Origin of the sequence: Blautia sp. AF26-2 (assembly GCF_003460955.1) — a bacterium.
Classification (GTDB): Bacteria; Bacillota; Clostridia; order Lachnospirales; family Lachnospiraceae; genus Fusicatenibacter; species Fusicatenibacter saccharivorans.
This window is the reverse complement of record NZ_QTWD01000019.1, coordinates 16,397-34,983: the sequence shown is the minus strand read 5'-3', so window position 1 is coordinate 34,983 and position 18,587 is coordinate 16,397. Positions and strand designations below refer to the sequence as shown.

The window sequence follows — 18,587 nt, the reverse complement described above, 5'->3', positions numbered from 1 at the left end:
ACACGAGCAGGCTTGCCTTTGATGGATCAGGAGAGATTGCCCGTGATGTACGGGATCATCGTCTGTGTACGTTTCAGACCGGAAAAAGATACAACTGTGATTTGTCGGCATCGTATAATATCGGAGCAAGATATTTTATCCGTGAAAATTTAAAACCCTTACCGGAAACGGAAAGGTCTTTGCTGGAGGCAAAAGTTCCTGTAGTAAAGCGTAGAACCTCATGTGTTTATGCAGATCTGAGAGAACTGATTTCAGAAATGGAACTGCGTAAAGCAGCATAAACACAGGCAGATATGCAGTGGATTACCTGTTATGTGGAAATCTGCCGTATCCGGCATGGAAGAAGCACATATCTGTGCAAAATCTAAGTAACAGGCGTATCCGCCGATATTTGGTCTGCCGCCTAAAGCGGCCGGAAGCACGTGACCTTAGTCATGTGAGGTTCACTGGAATTTCATGTCACGAACGTGATTAGAAAATAACAAAAGCGTTCGTTGTCAGCTAATCCAGCTAACATTTTCGAACGCTTTGAAGCCCGTCGCCAAGAGGATTTGAACCTCCGACCCCTCGCTTAGGAGGCGAGTGCTCTATCCAGCTGAGCTATGACGACACATGCCGCAAACCCTTGATTTTACTGGGTTTCTGGGATTTTTCCCTTCGGCCATATATAAGATTATCAACTCTATTTCGAGTTGTCAATCTACAGATTTTTTCGATTTGGTAACATTAGAACGCTCCCCAATTTTGGGAATGCTTTGTTGTCACCATTGGCATTTTTCAGAATAGATTCGAACTGAAAGTTGTTTTTCATTTTTTCCCTTTGGGGAATGCCTCGGCTTTCTCTTAGGAGGGGGACGCTCTATCCTGCTGAGCTACAGAAACAAGAATTATAAATGTTTCAGCCAGGTCAGAAACAAAAATATTATACTATATTTTTGCTGCTTTTTCAAGACGAAACACATACTTGCGATTCCGCAGTTTACTTCAGGAATTTTCCATTGTGAGTACCTGATAAATTCTCTTATAGGCTTTTTCATAGGTCCAGCAGCAGCCTTCGACATTGTTGTAGTATTCATTATTTTTTTCGACAACATATTCTAAATCGTTTTCTGTCATGAGTCTGTATTTCATCGTACACCTCCAATGTTAAAAACAGTAATCTGCCAAAATCCAGAGGTCATTATATCATATTCCGATGGGAAAGGAGAAGAGAGTCTTACAGCAATGAATTAAAATAAAAAAAGAATCTCGGCAAAGCAGTCGAAAGGCTGTGACGCAAAGCTACAGGGCCTGTAAAATGGCAGCCAGCTGCGTAAATATGGAACATTTCTTATAAAATAAATAGGGAGAAATGACTGAAATGCACGGTAGGAGAATCTATGGTGCTTTTTTATTGCCTGCGAAAAGAAAATACGAGAGGAGGAGTTTGCATTTTCCCGCCATCCGGCGATCACCGCATTTACGAGCATGAACGTGGAGACACCGACCATCATGGCGTATCTGTTTGACCACCCGCTGTATCTGGTGGCACTGATTGCAGGTGTGCTGCTGTTCTGCTTGCGGAGGATAATGCACTGAATGCAGAGGTTGCGACGGAGCTGCTCGGAAGCCTCGGCCTTGTCGTGGACTGGGCGGAGAATGGTTCCAAGGCCGTGGATCAGTTTGAAGCGTCGGATCCGGGAAGCTATTTTGCGATCTTCATGGATATGCAGATGCCGGTGATGGATGGCATCGAGGCGACGAAAAAAATTCGAAACAGTGTGCGTGAGGACAATGATGTTCCGATTTTTGCGATGACAGCAAATACTTTTGCAACGGACCGCAAGCGGTGCGCGGACGCGGGCATATTCCGAAACCGGTGAATTTAAAAGAGATTCAGACGACGCTGGATGAGAAAGTGCGGACGGCATGTGCCGGATAACGGGACGGATTAATAACAGAAAAATTTGGAGAAGGGGCTCTACTGCTTTGGATTGCAGTGGAGCCTTTTTATGGTGTATCATAGGAAGTAAAAGAAAACAGGGGAGAATCACGGAATGGAAATTGCAGAAAATATCACATGGACCGAGGAACTGGAAAGGCTGGATGTGCTTCTTTCGCAGGGGCAGTTCGAGCTGCTGCTTCCGGGTGAGCGGTACGGGGGAGGAGAAAAGGAGATCTGGCTTGTCTATCTGATGAACGATGCGGCAGAGAGCTTTCTCGTTTTTCATGACGCGGAGCTGACGGGAACGTATCAGAAGGAATACGAGGGAGAAATAGATGCCGCACTGGAAAAAGACGGGGAGCAGTACGTTCTGATCGTGCGGCAGAAAGAGACGGTGTGCACGCTGTTTTTCAGCCGCCTTTCACTGGAAGTGCATCTGTTTGATTACGGAAAAACGGGTCATTTCTGGGTGGACGGATACGAGTATCTGCGGCAGATTGAGTTCCGTATTGCGATCCTGCGGGACAAGCTGGAATACCTCGGCGAGGCGTTCTGCACCGAGGAAGAAATGCGTCTGGCATCGCTGGCCAATTTCCCGCCGCTCAATTTCTGCTGCTACCCGGCCGTGCCGGATCAGTATCTCGTACCGTCATGCCCGTGGTGGGAAGCGACGGAAGAGGCAATTACGGAGATGAAAAAACTGGCATCGGAGGCAGGCGATAAAGTGCTGCTGCGGTATCTTGCACTTTATGAAAAATGGCAGGGAAAACTCCTCGCAAAACAGATCGCAAAACTGCTGCATACGAGCCGCCACGCGAAAGTCGTGGATTTACTGGAAAAAAAACTGGCCCGCGAAGCACAGAATTACCCGAAACGACGCTTCACCGGCGAAGAAGGAACCCAGATCCGAAAAATCCAGGAGCAGGCAATGAAACGGAAAAAGATACTGGAAGCCGAAGGAAAACGCGCATCATTGCTGCGCGAGGAGCCATTCTTTTATGCACGGGATTCGGTGGAATATAAGGTCCATCTGATGATCTGGGGAACGAGAGGGAAAGAGCGGGTTGTGGAGGTTGAGACGTTTAAAATTTCCAGAATGCAACAGTAACGATCAGCTCCTTTACGGATGAGCCGGAAGTGATTCAGTTTTAATACCAGTAGACAAGAAGTCTCCCGCTTCTAAAGTGGTGGGATGAATTGTTAAAAGAAACATAACGGCAGTGGCGGGCGGAGAGAAATCGGTATCCTCCACAGACATGAGGCAAGTCACAGTCGAACTATTTTCGACATGTCAGACTCCGTGAAAATACCGACTGTGAATTGAAACAAGGGATAAGGTAAAATAGAAAGCGCTTATTTGAGGCGGGAATGAAATCTCAAATAAGCGCTTTTTCTATACGCTGCCGCCAAGTCAGGCTGCGGGCAGTTTATAATATTTCGATGTATGCTGGCGGTAGAGCAGCAGCAATCCGCGGATGCAGAGCTCGATAGCCATGGCGATCCACATGCCGCGCAGGCCGAGCGGGGTGATGAGAAGCACCGCGAGACCGAGGCGGATGACCCAGATGCTGCCAAGGTTCAGAAGGCTTGGCACAAACGTATCGCCTGTTCCGCGGAGGGCTCCGGCGGCAACGATGGAAGCGCCGAAAAACGGCTCGGCGAGCAGTTCGATGCGGAGTACCTCGGCGGCAAACGAGCGAACCTGCGGGTCAGGAGTCAGAATGCTAAAGACGAACGGACAGAAGATCATCATCAGACCTCCAGTGATGGCCATCAGGACTGCGCCCATGGCAATGCAGATATTTCCGTAGCGTTTCGCCAGCTTGTAATTTCCGGCGCCGTAGCTTCTGCCGACGAGCGTTGTCGCGGCGGAACCGATGCCGTAGCCTGGCATGTAGCAGAGGCCTTCGGCGGTGACGGCGAACGAATTGGCCGCAATCGCAATGGAGCCGAGCGGGGCAATCAGCATGGTGGCAGCAACCATGGCGCTGTTCATCGCGATTTCCTGTACGGCAACCGGCACACCGATTTTGAATGCAGTTTTCAGAATTTTCGTATCAAAAACCGTTTTTTCCTTCCGGCGGAGACGCAGCCGCGGATTGCGGACACAACAGAACCAGGCACCCGTGAGGCTGATGACGGCGCAGGCCAGCATCGTTCCCATACCGGCACCCATGACACCGAAAACCGGAATCAAAAGAGCATTGAAAATGATATCGAGCACGCACATGACGGCATTTAAAATACTGGGCGTCACCATATCACCGCTGCACTGCAGGAAGGACGACATCAGCGAGTTGAGCTGGGAAAACGGAAGCATGATGGCAAACATCATAAAATAGAGCGTGGCATTCCGCCGGATCTCCTGCGCACCGCCGAGCCACCCCGGCAGCGGATGACTGATCAGAAGCCCGATCAGGCACAAAACAGCCGACACAACAAGCGCGGACGCGATGCCATGCCGCACAACATCCCTTGCCTTCTTGTCATGATTTCCCCCGATCTGATGCGCTACCTGAACAGAAAAACCGGCTGAAACCGCATAAATCGTACCGCTGAGGAGCCACGTCGTCGACGAAACCAGCCCGATCGCCGCCGAAGCATTCGCCCCAAGCGCGCCGACCATCGCGGAATCAATGTATTGCATCGCAATCGTAGTAATCTGTGTAAGAATCGCAGGCAGACTTAATCGCCCGACCTGCTGAATCTGCGGTTTCAGTTCAGTCCAGCTTATTCTATTCATCATTTTCTCCAGAACATGTATTTTATCGTATGGTTTTTCTTAAGAATGTAAAGATAAATGCGTATTTTACGCTAACATGTTTTGAAGAAAGTGTCAATCAAAAACGAGGTTTAATTTGACTTTTTTCTATGCGTATTAGGCATAGGGGCGGAGAGGATTCGAATTTAATTTTCCGGCGGAAGGTTGTTCTTCACAGTGGGGTTCGCCTGGGTCGTGTTGGTTGCAGTCAGCAGGGAATCTGTCGGGGCGACCGGGCTCATGAGGACGCGGCCGGTTCCGCGGTAGACGTTGACGAGGCCTTCACCGCTGACGGCGGAGCCGACGAGGGTTCCGGTGGAGCGCTCTACGGTGAAATCAAGGTTGGAGGACCAGCAGACGGCGAGGTTTCCATCGATTTTCAGTTCGTCGTTTTCGAGTTCGACTTCGATCAGCTCGTCCTCAGGTACGTTGCTTTCGAGGGCAACGGCGCCTCTGCCGACGAGGCTCAGATTGAAGAAGCCTTCGCCGCCGAGGACAGCGGAGGAAATGCTCTTGCGGGCGGTCAGTTTGGTTTTGACTCTGCCGTCGCAGGCGAGGAACATGCCGTCCTCAATCGTCATTCCGAGGGAGCCCCATTTCTCGACATCCACAAGAATGATGTATTTGTAGGTCGGTTCCAGCACGAGATATCCGTCGCCAACGTACTCCGGTTTTACGGCAGATTCCTTTGTCATGGCGCCTTTGATGGCCTTTCCGAACAGGTCGCCGATCCCTTTGATTCCGGCGGTCGCCTGTACATGGCCGCCCATCCACTGCATCGCACCGGACTGGATAATCGCGGAGTGCTCCTTGTCCAGTTCAATGACAACCTGGCGGCGGCGCACATTCATTTTGCTCATGTAATACTCCTCCATGGCAGTCATCGGCGAGACGCTGGAATCCTGGAGATATTCCATGACGTGGAAATTTTCGATGGACTTGGTGAATTTCCGGTTTTCGTTTTCGAGATTTAAAATTTTCATAGGCACGTTCCTTTCTTTCATTAAGAAGAAAAATAGTGATCCGTCTTGTTTCTTTTATTATACAGGAAAGAAAGCAAAGAGCACAGAAAAATTTAGAAAAAAAGGAAATCTGGAAATCATGTTGTCCATTTTTCAGCGGAGTGATAAGATAAAGTTCAGAAAACGCAAGCAGTACGGTCAGAGGAGGAATTTATTATGAGTACAATTACTGTCAGAGATGCAAAAATAGAGGATGCCGCACGCATTCTGGAGATTTATGCTTATTATGTAGAATACACCGTCATTTCTTTCGAGTGGGACGTGCCGTCTCTGGAAGAATTTGAGAACCGCATGCGTGATATCATGAAAAAATATCCATACCTCGTCATCGAGCAGGATGGAAAAATCGAAGGTTATGCATACGCACATGCCTTTGTCGGCCGCGCCGCATACGACTGGTCGAGCGAGCTGACCATTTATCTCGATCCCAATGCAAGAAAAGGAGGCCTTGGCCGGAGACTGTATGAAGAGCTGGCGGACCGCCTGAAAAAAATGGGCATTCTGAACCTCTACGCCTGCATCGGCTATCCGCAAGTCGAGGATGAATATCTGACGAAAAACAGCGCCGAGTTCCATGCACATCTCGGATTCGAACTCGTGGGAACCTTCCACAACTGCGGCTACAAATTCGACCGCTGGTATGATATGGTCTGGATGGAAAAAATCATCGGCGAGCCGCATGCGGGACAGCCGGCAGTAAAATCATATAGTGAGATAAAAGAATGAGCACAATAACAACGTATACAAGAAAACATTTTGACCCTGTGCATCCCGCCCCGGAACTGCTCTGTGTGGAGGATTTTGCGCATGCGCTGCCGATGGTCTGCCGCGGAAACGGCCATGTGACGACGTTTTGGTCAGTGGGAGAGCACTGCATCTGCTGTGCGAAAGAGGCTGCCGCGCGCGGCTATTCCCGGCGGCTGGTGCTGGCGTGTCTTCTGCATGACGCGAGCGAGTGTTACATGTCGGATGTGCCGAGGCCATTAAAACAGGAAATGCCGCGGTACCGCGAGATCGAGGACCATCTGCTTTCGGTGATTTATGAGAAATATCTTGGCAGTGATCTGACGGCGGAGGAGCAGCGGATGATGAAACAGATCGACAATGATCTGCTGTGGTACGATCTGACAAATCTGCTGGAGGAACCGCAGGCGGGGGATGCGCCGAAACTTCACATCACGCTGGACTACACGGTGCGGCCGTTTGCTGCGGTGGAACAGGAGTATCTGGAATTATTCGAACAGTATTGGGAGACGGGCGATGAGAGAGGATAAAAACGAAAACCGCTGGGACAAGCTGCTGCAGATCCACACAATGGGGCGGGACGACAGCCGGTCGGATCTGTACCGGTATCCGTATGAGCCGACCCCATACTGCGTGCTGGAGCGGATGGCAAACACAGGGATGATCCGAAAGGGAAATACGCTGCTCGATTACGGATGCGGAAAGGGCCGCGTAGATTTCTTCTTATCGGCGCAGACCCGGTGCCAGTCCATCGGTGTGGAGTATGATGACCGGATTTATGCGAAGGCAATGGAAAACAAAAAGGCGGCGGCCTCTGGTGCGCGGACGGAGTTTGTGCTGGAGAGCGCCGAAAATTTTCCCGTTCCTGCGGAAGTGGACCGGGTGTATTTTTTTAACCCGTTTTCGCTTGAAATCTTAAGAAAAGCGATGACAAGACTGCTGGAATCGTACTACGAAAATCCGCGGGAGATCCAGTTGTTTTTCTATTACCCGTCGGATGCTTATATCTCGTATCTGATGACGGTGCCGGAACTGGAATTTCTCGATGAGATCGACTGTATGGATCTGTTTCCGGGCGGGGACAGCCGGGAGCGGGTTGTGATTTTTACGATAGCAGAGTAAGGGGGATTTTTAAATGAAATATCAGGTAGTGCGGATCGACGAAGACATCGATTTCGGCTGCGAGGAACGCAGCGCCGATGAGCCTGTCATGGCAGTTGTTGTGTTACAGGATGAAAACGGGAACGAATCGCGCATCCGCCAGGAGGATCAGATGCTGTATGACCGGAACATCGAGGAGGGCGATACCGTCATTCTGAATGAAAACGGCGAATTGCGAAAAGAACTCTCCGGTGATTGGACGCAGAACTGTGATTCGAAAAATGTAGATACGACAAAATTCGTCAACATGATGCAGGCCGTCAAAGCCGGAAAACAGATCGACTGGATCTGCCCGTTCTGCGGCGGAAAAGTAGAACGACTGGAGCAGGAAGGCGGAAAAACCGTGATCGGATGCACATCGTGCGATATGCGGATTCAAATAGAAAATTAAACGATTTCGGCCTTTAAGGCCGAAAGAGAAAGGAAACACAAATGGTAAAACCAATTATGAGAGACGTTCTCTTCCTCGGACAGAAATCCATCCCGGCGACAGAGGAAGATCTGCAGGTGGGAAGAGATCTGCAGGACACACTGGCAGCAAACCGCGAGTATTTTTACCGGGACGAAAAAATCGACTGGGAGAATCTCAAATAAATCAGGACAAATTTCGAAAATATAAAATTTTTGTAAAATAATGTCGAAAAAACGATTGACAAGTGGCGAAAAGAAACATATGATAATACCTGTCAATATACATATTCGGCAATAGAGGCGCGAAGGCTAAGAGTAGCTGTCCTGAGACAACGGGGTCTGGGACGGGCAGGGAAAGGAGCATTCGCCGAAACGGGGCAGTTCCCGAAAAACTGTCTGCGTTGGGGTACAGTCGAACAGGCTGTGCACTCTCACCGTACTGGTGGAGGAGCTATTGCTTCATGAACGTAGATTTAATGGAGCAGTGGTGAAGACCGCTGCTCTTTTTATTGTACTGCAGTTGGAACCGTGACAAAAGGTTCCAGGGGTGGAAATCTGTTTGGTTGGAGAACGAAAGACGAAACGGGTGTTACAGGATACGTCTGAAGAAAACTGTTGCCGGAAAAGAAAAAAGGGAGGATTTTGACATGATAGCATTTCTTAACTGGCTGGACGGTGTCCTTTGGGGCGTGCCGCTGATCGCGCTGATGATTCTGACCGGTCTGTACTTTACCGTTCGTTCTGGATTTTTCCAGTTCCGTCACTTTGGCTGGATTATGAAGAGAACCGGCGGAAAACTGTTCCAGAAAGAAGACAAAGCAAGTGAAGGAAAGGGTATGCTTTCCTCGTTTGAGGCGATTTCGACCGCTATCGGCGGTACCGTAGGATTCGGTAATATCGCCGGTGTTGCAACTGCAGTTGCAGCAGGTGGCCCGGGAGCCATTATGTGGATGTGGCTTTCGTCTCTGCTTGGTATGATATTAAAACAGGTTGAGGTTACCCTCGGCTGCTACTACCGTCACACCAACGAAAAAGGTGAGTACTACGGCGGTCCGACTTACTACATGGAGTGCGGACTTGGCGAGGAGCGCCACTGGGGCAAGCTGTGGCTGATCCCGGCGCTCATCTTCGGCATCGGTATTTTCTCCACCTTCTTCGTAACCTCTTCCAACCTGACCGCATCTCAGGTCGTAGCCGGTGCGTTCGGTATTGAGAATATCAATCTTGGAAGCTTCAAAGTAGAAGGCGTTATCGTGATGGGCGTTCTGCTCTGCATTCTGACCTATGTCGTTACAAGCGGCGGTACGAAGAAAATCGCAAGTCTGTTCAGCAAGCTCGTTCCATTTATGAGCGTTCTTTATATCTTGATGGGAATTGGCATGATCATCATCAACATCAACCGCGTTCCTGGCGTATTTGCAGCCATCGTAACAAACGCATTTACCGGAACAGCAGCGATCGGCGGTTTTGCCGGCTGCGCAGTCAGCGAGATTATCCGTGTGGGTATGGCGCGTTCCGTATACTCCAATGAGGCTGGATGGGGTACTTCTCCAATGATCCATGCTTCCGCAAAAACACCGCATCCGGTAGAGCAGGGTCTGTGGGGATCTTTCGAGGTATTCTTTGATACCATGGTTATCTGTACGATCACCGCACTTTCCGTTATCTTAAGCGGAAACTGGACCGACGGAACGAACGGCGGAACACTTGCTTTAAGTGCATTTGCAAGCGGATTCGGCAAATTTGGAAGCATCCTTCTGGCAGTCATCATGGTCATTTTCACTGTGACGACTTCCGGCGGATGGTTCACCTACTATCTGGCAATTCTGGAGCATCTGTATAAAAAAGAAGGCAAGATGAAAGATATCGTCATGAAAATCTTCTACGCAGTCCGCGCTCTGCCGGGCGTACTGTGGACGATCTATCTGGTAAAGACCAACAACCAGGGCTTTATCTGGACTGTCGTTGATATCACATCTGCGATCCCGACCTTCGTCAACGTAGCAGTGATCCTGATTCTCTCGAACCAGTATTTCAAACTGCTGAAAGACTACAAAGCAAGAAACTTCGGCCAGGGCACGGTAGACAAGAACGCCTGCCTGTTCTACGAAGAGAAAACGAAATAAAAAATATTCAAAAGCGAATCCAGACACGCAAGAGAATAGCGTGTCTGAATTTGTATATTGCGCAAATGGGCAGAAAAGAATAGAATCAAATTTAGATGACAGTAGGAGGATAATGATATGAAAACAATTTACAAAAACGGAGCTGTCTACACCGGAAAACTGCCGCTTGTCGAAGCGTTTGCAGTAGAAGACGGCAAATTTGTTTTCGCCGGAAGCAGCGCAGAGGCAGATGCCCTTGCAGCAGCCGGCGACAAAGTTGTAGACCTCGGCGGAAAATTCGTCTGCAGCGGTTTTAACGACAGCCATATGCACCTTTTAAATTACGGAAGCTCCCTGCTGAAAGCGCAGCTTGCCGCACATACCGAAAGCCTGGAAGATATGCTCGCCTGCCTCGACACCTTCCAGAAAGAGCATCCGCGAAAAGACGGCGCATGGCTGATGGGCCGCGGCTGGAATCAGGATTACTTCACGGACGTGGACCGCATGCCGAACCGCTACGATCTTGACCGCGTATCAACTGAAGTTCCGATCTGCGCGACGAGAGCGTGCGGCCACTGCCTCGTAGTCAACAGCAAAGCACTGGAACTCCTCGGCGTCACCGCAGATACCCCGCAGCCGGAGGGCGGAGAGATCGGTATGGAAAACGGTGAGCCGGACGGAAGATTCTTCGACAATGCAATGGAACCGGTTTACGACAGCATTCCGGTGCCGAGCAAAGAGGAAATCAAAGATATGATCCGCAGCGCCTGCAAAGCCCTGAACAGCTACGGCGTCACCAGCAGCCAGAGTGATGATTACTGCGTTTACCGCGCCGTTCCGTGGCAGACCGTCAACGAAGCATACAAAGAACTCGAGGATTCCGGCGAGCTGACCGTCCGCGTTTACGAGCAGAGCAACTTTACTGATCTGGAATCCTTAAAAGGTTTCGTTGAGGCTGGAAATGTGACCGGCATCGGCACAGACCGCTTTAAAATCGGACCACTGAAAATGCTCGGCGACGGCGCACTCGGTGCGAGAACAGCATTCCTCAGTCGCCCATACGCAGACGACCCGTCCACCTGCGGAATCCCGGTATTCACCCAGGAAACCATGGATGAGATGATCGGCTACGCCAATGCACACGGCATGCAGGCTGCAGTTCACACGATCGGTGATGCGTGCCTCGACCGCGTGTTAAGTGCCTATGAAAAAGCCCTTGCTGAAAACCCGAGAGAAGATCACCGCCACGGCATCGTGCACTGCCAGATCACAAGAGCCGATCAGCTTGAAAAAATCGCGAAAATGCATCTTCACGTTTACGCACAGAGCATCTTCCTCGATTACGATAACCATATCGTAGAGGAGCGCGTCGGCAAAGAGCTTGCGAGCACAAGCTACAGCTGGAAGGCGCTGATGAACAACGGCGTCTCCGTCAGCAACGGAACTGACTGCCCGGTAGAGCTGCCGGATGCCCTCGCCTGCATGCAGTGCGCTGTCACAAGAACAACGCTGCGCGACCATGTCGGCCCGTACCTGCCGGATCAGAAATTCACCGTACAGGAAGCACTCGACAGTTACACGATCCGCAGCGCCGAGGCAAGTTTCGAGGAGAACGTGAAAGGCCAGATCGCAGAAGGCATGATGGCAGACTTCGTCGTACTGGGTCAGAATCCGTTTGAGGTGGATGAGAGCACGATCAAAGACATTCCGGTGTGCCGGACGTATCTTGCCGGTGAACTGGTATATGAAGCATAAGAATATAACTCAAATGAGTAATAAATGTCAAATGAAAATTCATACAATGAAGGGAAAAACGTAAAATAAGATAACCTGAAAATAGTATGGAATAAAGACAGAAACAGAGGAGAACCTCCTGCGGCGATGAATGGTCGCAGGAGGTTCTTTTTTGATCCTGATAGGACCATACGGTCGTAAAAGAATCGAACAAATGGTTGCATAAAAGGGAGGGAATGTGCTATGATAAAGGAAATTTTACAAAAGGAAAAAACAGACAAATGCTTGGAAGAACACATTTTTTTATTGGAACAGCAGCGGCACTTGCTGTTTTACAGCCGCAGACGGTTCCCGCGCTTGTGGCCGGTGCCGGGGCTGCCGCGATCGGCGGTTTGATCAGTGACATTGATGTCGGCACTTCACAGGCGCACCGCGATGCCGATAAGATCATTACGGCAACAGTTGCAGTTGCGGTGCTCACAATTCTTGCGGAGTATAAACTGAATCTTGGAATTTACCGCCGCCTCACAAGCGACAGCAGCGTGCTGCGTCTCCTCGCCGGAACGGCAGCATTTTTGCTGATCTGCGCCTATGGGAAACAGCAGCCGCACCGCTCCTTCATGCATTCATTTGCGGCGCTGGCATTGCTGACGGCGTGCGTGGACATCATCTACCCGGATGTGTCCGCTTATTTTGCCGTGGGCTTTCTGTCCCATCTGGTGCTCGATTTTTTCAACCGGAAACCGGAAAAGCTGTTCTGGCCCTGGAAGAAGGGATTCTGCCTCGGACTCTGCTCAGCACGGGGACTTGTGAACCGCGCACTGCTCGGGTGCGGCATGGTATCTCTTGCTGTAATACTGGTGATCTCGGCGCCTGCAGGGCGGCTGATGGCTAAAATCATGCGGGCAATTTACGGATGAGATGGGATTGACAAAAAGATAACAAGACAAAGGAAGAAAAAGCAGGAATTTTTCGGTGTTAAAGTTAATATTTTATACATTTTATAGTAGGATTTTTGATTAAAATGATGTAAAATAGAAAACAGAAATCCGGCGTCCGTAATTGTTTTTGAAATGAACGAACAGGGAACCGCCGGCCCGTTACCGCAGCCGATTGCGGAGCGCAGCGCAACCGACAACAGAGATTAGAGCACAACAGGCAATACAGGAGTTAGTATGAACGAAGAAATGAAAAACCAAACAGAACAGTTACCGCTTTTAAAAGTACACATGATGGGAAGTTTTTTCCTGGAGTACGGCGACCAGCCGATTTCCTTCCGGAAAACAATGGCAACAAAATCGATGAGACTTCTGCAGATTTTCCTCTATAACAAGGACAATGGAATTTCCAGAGGAAGACTGTTGGAGAGCACATACGGAAGAGAAGATGTGGCGGACGCGGCAAACAGCCTGCGTGTCGGCGTACATCGCCTGAAAAGAAGCCTTGTCGAGGCAGGACTTCCGCAGTTTGAGTACATTTATACACAGAAAGGCGTTTACCACTGGACCAGCCCGATGCCGGTCGAGGTAGATGCGATTGATATCAAAAATAAGATCCTGGAAGCAGGAAAAGAGACAGACGAGAAAGCGCGCATGGATCAGATGATCGAAGCACTGGAGCTGTACACCGGAGAGTTCCTTGCAGATTTCGGCGAGGAAGAGTGGGTACAGGCGGAGCGCGCGCAGCTGAAAAAAGTATATTCCGATGCACTGAAAGAAGTAAGTGAGTATCTTCTGAAAAACGAGGAGTTCGATGAGCTGCAGAAACTGACTTCTGTTGCTTCCGAACTGTATCCGTTCGACGAGTGGCAGGCAGTCCAGATGCAGGCGCTGATCGGCCTGGAGAGATACAAAGAGGCCATGAAACTGTACGAGCAGACCTCGAAACATTACTTTGAAGAGCTTGGCGTTACACCGAGCGAGAAACTGGTGGAGCAGTACCGCTATCTGGGAAGCCGCATGGGCAGCAGACACCGCGTGATCGAAGAGGTACAGGCAGATCTTCAGGAGAGCCCGGGAGAAAAGGGCGGAGCATTCTTCTGTTCCCTCGCCGGATTCCGTGACTGCTACCGACTTGTTTACCGTATGTCCGAGCTGAACAGACAGATGCCGTGGCTGATGCTGTGCACCATTACAGACGGAAAAGGTTACCCGGCAAAAGGCGGTCCGCGCCTTGACCGTATGTCCGAAAAGCTGCTTGAGGTAATGAAACGCAGCCTGCGTCATTCCGATTTCTTTGCAAAATACAGCCCGTCCCAGTATGTGATTCTGCTGCAGGGCGGCAGCCAGAGAGGATGCGAACTCGTCTACAAGAGAATCAGCGAGCGCTTCTCCGAGGAGAAAAAAGGCTGGGCAAAGAATCTGAAATACAGTGCACTGCCGGCAATTCAGACCGAAAAAGAGCTTGAGTTCTTAGAAGGAGACGATGTTTTATGATTCGCGTACAGCTGCTTGGAAGATTCCGCTTGCGCTGCATCTCGCTGCGGTTTCTCGTCCTATAAAAATTCAGAAGCAGCTGTTCATTCCTGCAAGCAGGATCCACAGCCGCCTCTGAGTTTTTACATGGCTCTGAATAATTGTAAATTAAAAATTAAGTTGACGGCAGACTAAATAAATGGTAACTTTAAGCTGTAATGAAACGAGCTTAAATCCAGAAAAAAGTCTGCTGTCTTAAGTTAAATAAAGTACAACAGACAGGGAGGATAACAAACATGAGTTACAGAGAAGTATATGAAAAATGGTGCAATGATCCATATTTTGATGAGGCATCCAGAGAAGAGCTGAAAGCACTCGAAGGAAATGAGGCAGAAATCGAAGACCGTTTCTACCGTCAGCTTGAGTTCGGTACCGGCGGACTCCGCGGTGTCATCGGAGCGGGTACCAACCGCATGAACATCTACACCGTACGCCAGGCAACCCAGGGCCTTGCCAACTACATTATTTCCCAGAACGGACAGGAAAAAGGCGTAGCCATCGCACACGATTCCAGAAGAATGTCTCCGGAATTCGCACGCGAAGCAGCACTCTGCCTGAATGCAAACGGAATCAAAACGTATCTGTTCGAGTCCCTGCGTCCGACACCGGAGCTTTCTTTTGCTGTCCGTGAATTCGGCTGTATTTCCGGTATCGTCATTACCGCAAGCCACAACCCGAGAGAGTACAACGGATACAAAGTATACTGGGAGGACGGCGCACAGATTACACCGCCGCACGACAAAAACATTCTCGCAGAGGTAGCAAAAGTAACCGAGTTTTCTGCCGTTAAAACGATGGAAGAAGATGATGCAAGAGCAGAAGGCCTGTTCCAGGTCATCGGAACCGATTTTGATGACCGTTACGTTGCAAAATTAAAAGAGCAGAGCATTCATCCGGAAATCATCAAAGATGCGGCAAAAGATATGAAGATCGTCTACACACCGCTTCACGGAACCGGAAATGTGCCGGTACGCCGCGTTCTGCGCGAGCTTGGCTTTAATCAGGTTTACGTTGTAAAAGAGCAGAAAGTGCCGGACGGAAACTTCCCGACGGTGGCTTACCCGAACCCGGAAGACGAGAAAGCATGGACACTGGCGCTGAAACTGGCAAAAGAAGTAGACGCTGACATCATCCTTGCAACCGACCCTGATGCAGATCGTCTCGGCGTTTATGCAAAAGACAGCAAGACCGGCGAGTACGTAAGCTTCACCGGAAACATGTCCGGTATGCTGATCGCAGAGTATATTCTGCGTGAGCGCACCAAGAACGGAACCATGCCGGAGAACCCGGCACTCGTTGAGACGATTGTTACGACCGATATGGCAAAAGCAATCGCAAAAGCTTATAACGTGGCACTGATCGAGGTTCTGACCGGATTCAAATACATCGGCGAGCAGATCAAATTTTTTGAGCAGAGCGGTGCACACAATTATGTATTTGGTCTGGAAGAGAGCTATGGCTGCCTGGCCGGGACATATGCAAGAGATAAAGATGCCTGCGTGGCAGTTATGATGCTCTGCGAGGTTGCTGCATACTACAAACAGCAGGGCAAAACACTGTGGGATGCCATGGTGGATATGTACGAGGAGTACGGCTACTACAAAGAGGGTCTTGCAACGATGACCTTAAAAGGTATCGACGGTGCAAAAGAGATCCAGACCATGATGACCAACTTCCGTGAGAATCCGCCAAAAGAGCTGGGCGGCTTCCAGGTTCTTGCCGTACGCGATTACAAAGCAGACGTACGAGTGGATCTCGTAAGCGGCGAGAAGAGCGCAACCGGACTTCCGTCCTCCAACGTTCTTTACTATGAGCTGGAAAATAACGCATGGTGCTGCGTACGCCCATCCGGTACCGAGCCGAAGATCAAATTCTATTTCGGCGTAAAAGGCACATCCCTTGAAGATGCAGCCGAGAAACTGGAAAAATTAAAAAATGCAATGGTAACTGCTTAAACGCTGTGTGAATACAAAAAGACCTTGCCCGGCGGGTGAGGTCTTTTTTTACAAAAATCGGCCCGGCGGATCAAGCTTACCTGAAATAAGGAGAAGAAAATGGCGATTTTATATTATGATGAGAAAAAGCTTTTTCAGTTAAATACAGAGAATACGACGTATGTGATCGGCCTGAGCCCGGAAGGCTACGTCGGACATGTTTACTACGGACCCCTTCTGCACGGAGAGCCGGATCTGTATCCGCTCCGCATGGATGAGCCGCCGTTCACCCCGTCCGTCAATAAGAGAGAGAAATCTTCGTTCCTCGACCGTTTTCCAATGGAATACCCGACCGGAGGAGTCGGCGATTACCGTGAGAGCTGTCTGAATATAAGAAATGCACAGGGCCGTATGGGATGTGAGATTTTCTTTGATTCCCATGAAATTTTCAAAGGAAAACGCCCGCTGACCGGTCTTCCGGCTTCTTTTGGAACCGAGGACGAAGTAGAAACTCTGGAAATCACCTGCAAAGATCCTGTTCTTGATCTTGTTGTTGTCCTTTCCTACTCTGTTTTTACAAAAGAAAACGTTATCACCCGAAGTGTCCGCGTGAAAAATGAAGGCAGTGAAGCGCTGAAGGTAGAGAAAATCTACAGTGCCTGCCTCGATATGGACAACGAAGACTTTGAGATGCTTTCTCTTCATGGATCCTGGGGAAGAGAACGCCACATCCAGCAGGGTGCGCTCCGTTACGGAAAACAGCTCGTTTCCTCCGGAAGAGGCGAGTCCAGCCATCAGGAGCATCCGTTCGTGGCAATGGTAACACCGGGAACGGATCAGGAGCGCGGCGAGGTTTACGCAATGCACTTCGTATATTCCGGCAACTTTATCGGACAGGTGGAAAGATGCCAGTTTGATACCGTTCGTATGGTCATGGGTATCAACCAGGAGGAGTTCTGCTGGAATTTAAAAGCCGGCGATGAATTCCAGGCGCCGGAGGTTGTTATGGTCTACTCTGCCGAGGGACTTGGCAAAATGACGCGTTCCTACCATGCATTTTATCGCAGACATATGATCCGCAGCCCGTACAACCACAAAAAACGCCCGATTCTGATTAACAACTGGGAAGCAACTTACTTTGATTTTGATACCGATAAACTCCTCGATATCGCAAGAGAGGCAAAAAAAGACGGCATCGAGATGCTTGTTATGGATGACGGCTGGTTCGGAAAACGAAATAAAGACGATTCTTCCCTCGGTGACTGGGTTGTCAACGAAGAGAAGATCAAAGGCGGCCTGAAAAATCTGGTTGACAAAGTGAATGAAATCGGTCTTGAATTCGGTATCTGGTTCGAGCCGGAGATGATCTCCCCGGACTCTGATCTCTACAGAGAGCACCCGGAATGGGCGATTCAGATTCCGGGAAGAGAAGCGACTGAGATCCGCTGCCAGTACGTGCTGGATCTCTCCCGCCCGGAAGTGCAGGATTATGCGTATGAATGTGTGGCAAAAATCCTGCGCAGTGCAAACATCAAATACGTGAAATGGGATATGAACCGCCAGTTAAGCGACCTGGGAAGCACCTACCTGGACAAAGATTCCCAGCAGGAGCTGTTCCACCGCTACGTGCTCGGTATGTATGCGATGCAGGAGCGTCTGGTACAGGAGTTCCCGGATCTGCTTCTGGAGAACTGCTCCGGCGGCGGTGCACGTTTCGATCCTGGAATGCTTTACTACAGCCCGCAGATCTGGTGCTCCGACGACACCGATGCGATTGAGCGTCTGGAAATCCAGGAGGGAACAGCCCTCATTTACCCGCTCTGCTCAATGGGTGCACACGTCAGCGTATGCCCGAACCACACCGTCGGCCGTGTGACTCCATTCACAACGAGAGGCCATGTGGCACTGGCTGGAACATTTGGCTATGAGCTCGATATCACAAAGCTGCCGGAGGAGGAGAGAAAACTGATTCCGGAGCAGACCGCGATGTATCACAAATATCATGAACTGATCCGCGATGGAGAGTATTATCGTATTCTTTCCTACCGTGAAAACCACAGATCCGACTGTTGGGCAGTAGCTTCTGAGGATAAAAACGAAGTGCTTGTAACTTACGTACAGGTGCTGGCACAGGTAAATATGCCGTCCCGCAAGGTACGCCTGCGCGGCTTCGATCCGGCGAAAAAATACCGTCTGGAAGGAACCGACGAGGTTTACAGCGGCGAGATGCTGATGAATGCCGGATTCCGCATGAAAGATTTCTGGGGCGATTTCGTCAGCAGACTGTATCACTTTATCGCAGTGGACTAAGGAGTAA

At 49.9% G+C, this 18,587-nt stretch carries 15 protein-coding genes, 1 tRNA gene, 2 pseudogenes and 2 riboswitches; of the genes and pseudogenes, 14 read left to right on the top strand and 4 right to left on the bottom strand.

What is annotated here, in order from left to right:
* A pseudogene (locus DWY63_RS18255) lies at window positions 1-281 on the top strand (IS200/IS605 family accessory protein TnpB-related protein); the annotation flags it as partial.
* A 255-nt stretch (window positions 282-536) separates the two neighbouring features.
* On the opposite strand, the gene DWY63_RS17465 reads toward DWY63_RS18255, so the two are convergent.
* Window positions 537-610, bottom strand: a tRNA-Arg gene (locus DWY63_RS17465).
* 374 nt (window positions 611-984) lie between these two features.
* Window positions 985-1,131, bottom strand: a complete 147-nt coding sequence (locus DWY63_RS18075; protein WP_158568389.1) for a hypothetical protein — start codon at window positions 1,129-1,131, stop codon at window positions 985-987.
* 109 nt (window positions 1,132-1,240) lie between these two features.
* Window positions 1,241-1,316: riboswitch (cyclic di-GMP riboswitch) on the top strand.
* Between the two features lie 237 nt (window positions 1,317-1,553).
* Between DWY63_RS18075 and DWY63_RS17460 the strand changes: the two genes are divergently transcribed.
* Complete coding sequence (locus DWY63_RS17460) at window positions 1,554-1,862, top strand: response regulator (RefSeq protein WP_082424835.1); 309 nt, start codon at window positions 1,554-1,556, stop codon at window positions 1,860-1,862.
* A gap of 174 nt (window positions 1,863-2,036) precedes the next feature.
* On the top strand, window positions 2,037-3,032 hold the full coding sequence (locus DWY63_RS17455) for a DUF3878 family protein (RefSeq protein WP_082424834.1): 996 nt from the start codon (window positions 2,037-2,039) through the stop codon (window positions 3,030-3,032).
* Window positions 3,033-3,335: 303 nt separating this feature from the next.
* On the opposite strand, the gene DWY63_RS17450 is transcribed toward DWY63_RS17455, so the two are convergent.
* Window positions 3,336-4,670, bottom strand: coding sequence for an MATE family efflux transporter (locus DWY63_RS17450; protein ID WP_117802716.1), 1,335 nt, complete (start codon window positions 4,668-4,670; stop codon window positions 3,336-3,338).
* Window positions 4,671-4,831: 161 nt separating this feature from the next.
* Window positions 4,832-5,668: an AIM24 family protein gene (locus DWY63_RS17445; RefSeq protein WP_117802715.1), complete on the bottom strand. Its 837-nt coding sequence runs from the start codon at window positions 5,666-5,668 to the stop codon at window positions 4,832-4,834.
* 195 nt (window positions 5,669-5,863) lie between these two features.
* On the opposite strand from DWY63_RS17445, the gene DWY63_RS17440 reads away from it, so the two are divergent.
* The 11 genes and pseudogenes from DWY63_RS17440 (at window position 5,864) to DWY63_RS17390 (ending at window position 18,580) form a co-directional block, all read left to right on the top strand.
* Entirely contained in the window at window positions 5,864-6,433 is a 570-nt protein-coding gene (locus DWY63_RS17440; RefSeq protein ID WP_117802714.1) for a GNAT family N-acetyltransferase, read from the top strand.
* The gene (locus tag DWY63_RS17435) at window positions 6,430-6,981 is read left to right on the top strand and encodes a hypothetical protein (RefSeq protein WP_117802713.1); all 552 of its coding nucleotides are present in this window, start codon (window positions 6,430-6,432) and stop codon (window positions 6,979-6,981) included. The genes DWY63_RS17440 and DWY63_RS17435 overlap by 4 nt, the downstream gene beginning before the upstream one ends.
* Window positions 6,968-7,573: a class I SAM-dependent methyltransferase gene (locus DWY63_RS17430; protein WP_117802712.1), complete on the top strand. Its 606-nt coding sequence runs from the start codon at window positions 6,968-6,970 to the stop codon at window positions 7,571-7,573. Before DWY63_RS17435 ends, DWY63_RS17430 begins: the two co-directional genes overlap by 14 nt.
* A 13-nt stretch (window positions 7,574-7,586) precedes the next feature.
* The gene (locus tag DWY63_RS18235) at window positions 7,587-8,003 is read left to right on the top strand and encodes a hypothetical protein (protein WP_199607243.1); all 417 of its coding nucleotides are present in this window, start codon (window positions 7,587-7,589) and stop codon (window positions 8,001-8,003) included.
* A gap of 41 nt (window positions 8,004-8,044) precedes the next feature.
* Window positions 8,045-8,161: pseudogene (locus DWY63_RS17420) on the top strand (peptide deformylase); the annotation flags it as partial.
* Between the two features lie 149 nt (window positions 8,162-8,310).
* Window positions 8,311-8,485, top strand: a riboswitch (Lysine riboswitch).
* A 185-nt stretch (window positions 8,486-8,670) separates the two neighbouring features.
* A complete protein-coding gene (locus DWY63_RS17415; protein WP_117510525.1) occupies window positions 8,671-10,149 on the top strand; it encodes an alanine/glycine:cation symporter family protein in 1,479 nt (492 codons plus the stop codon).
* Between the two features lie 117 nt (window positions 10,150-10,266).
* Complete coding sequence (locus DWY63_RS17410; RefSeq protein ID WP_117802711.1) at window positions 10,267-11,883, top strand: amidohydrolase; 1,617 nt, start codon at window positions 10,267-10,269, stop codon at window positions 11,881-11,883.
* Window positions 11,884-12,143: 260 nt separating this feature from the next.
* Window positions 12,144-12,782, top strand: a complete 639-nt coding sequence (locus DWY63_RS17405) for a metal-dependent hydrolase (RefSeq protein WP_022461817.1) — start codon at window positions 12,144-12,146, stop codon at window positions 12,780-12,782.
* A gap of 255 nt (window positions 12,783-13,037) precedes the next feature.
* Window positions 13,038-14,297, top strand: coding sequence for an AfsR/SARP family transcriptional regulator (locus tag DWY63_RS17400; protein WP_117802710.1), 1,260 nt, complete (start codon window positions 13,038-13,040; stop codon window positions 14,295-14,297).
* A 275-nt stretch (window positions 14,298-14,572) separates the two neighbouring features.
* The gene (locus DWY63_RS17395) at window positions 14,573-16,291 is read left to right on the top strand and encodes a phospho-sugar mutase (protein ID WP_117802709.1); all 1,719 of its coding nucleotides are present in this window, start codon (window positions 14,573-14,575) and stop codon (window positions 16,289-16,291) included.
* Window positions 16,292-16,390: 99 nt separating this feature from the next.
* A complete protein-coding gene (locus DWY63_RS17390) occupies window positions 16,391-18,580 on the top strand; it encodes an alpha-galactosidase (RefSeq protein WP_117802708.1) in 2,190 nt (729 codons plus the stop codon).
* Window positions 18,581-18,587 lie beyond the last annotated feature (7 nt).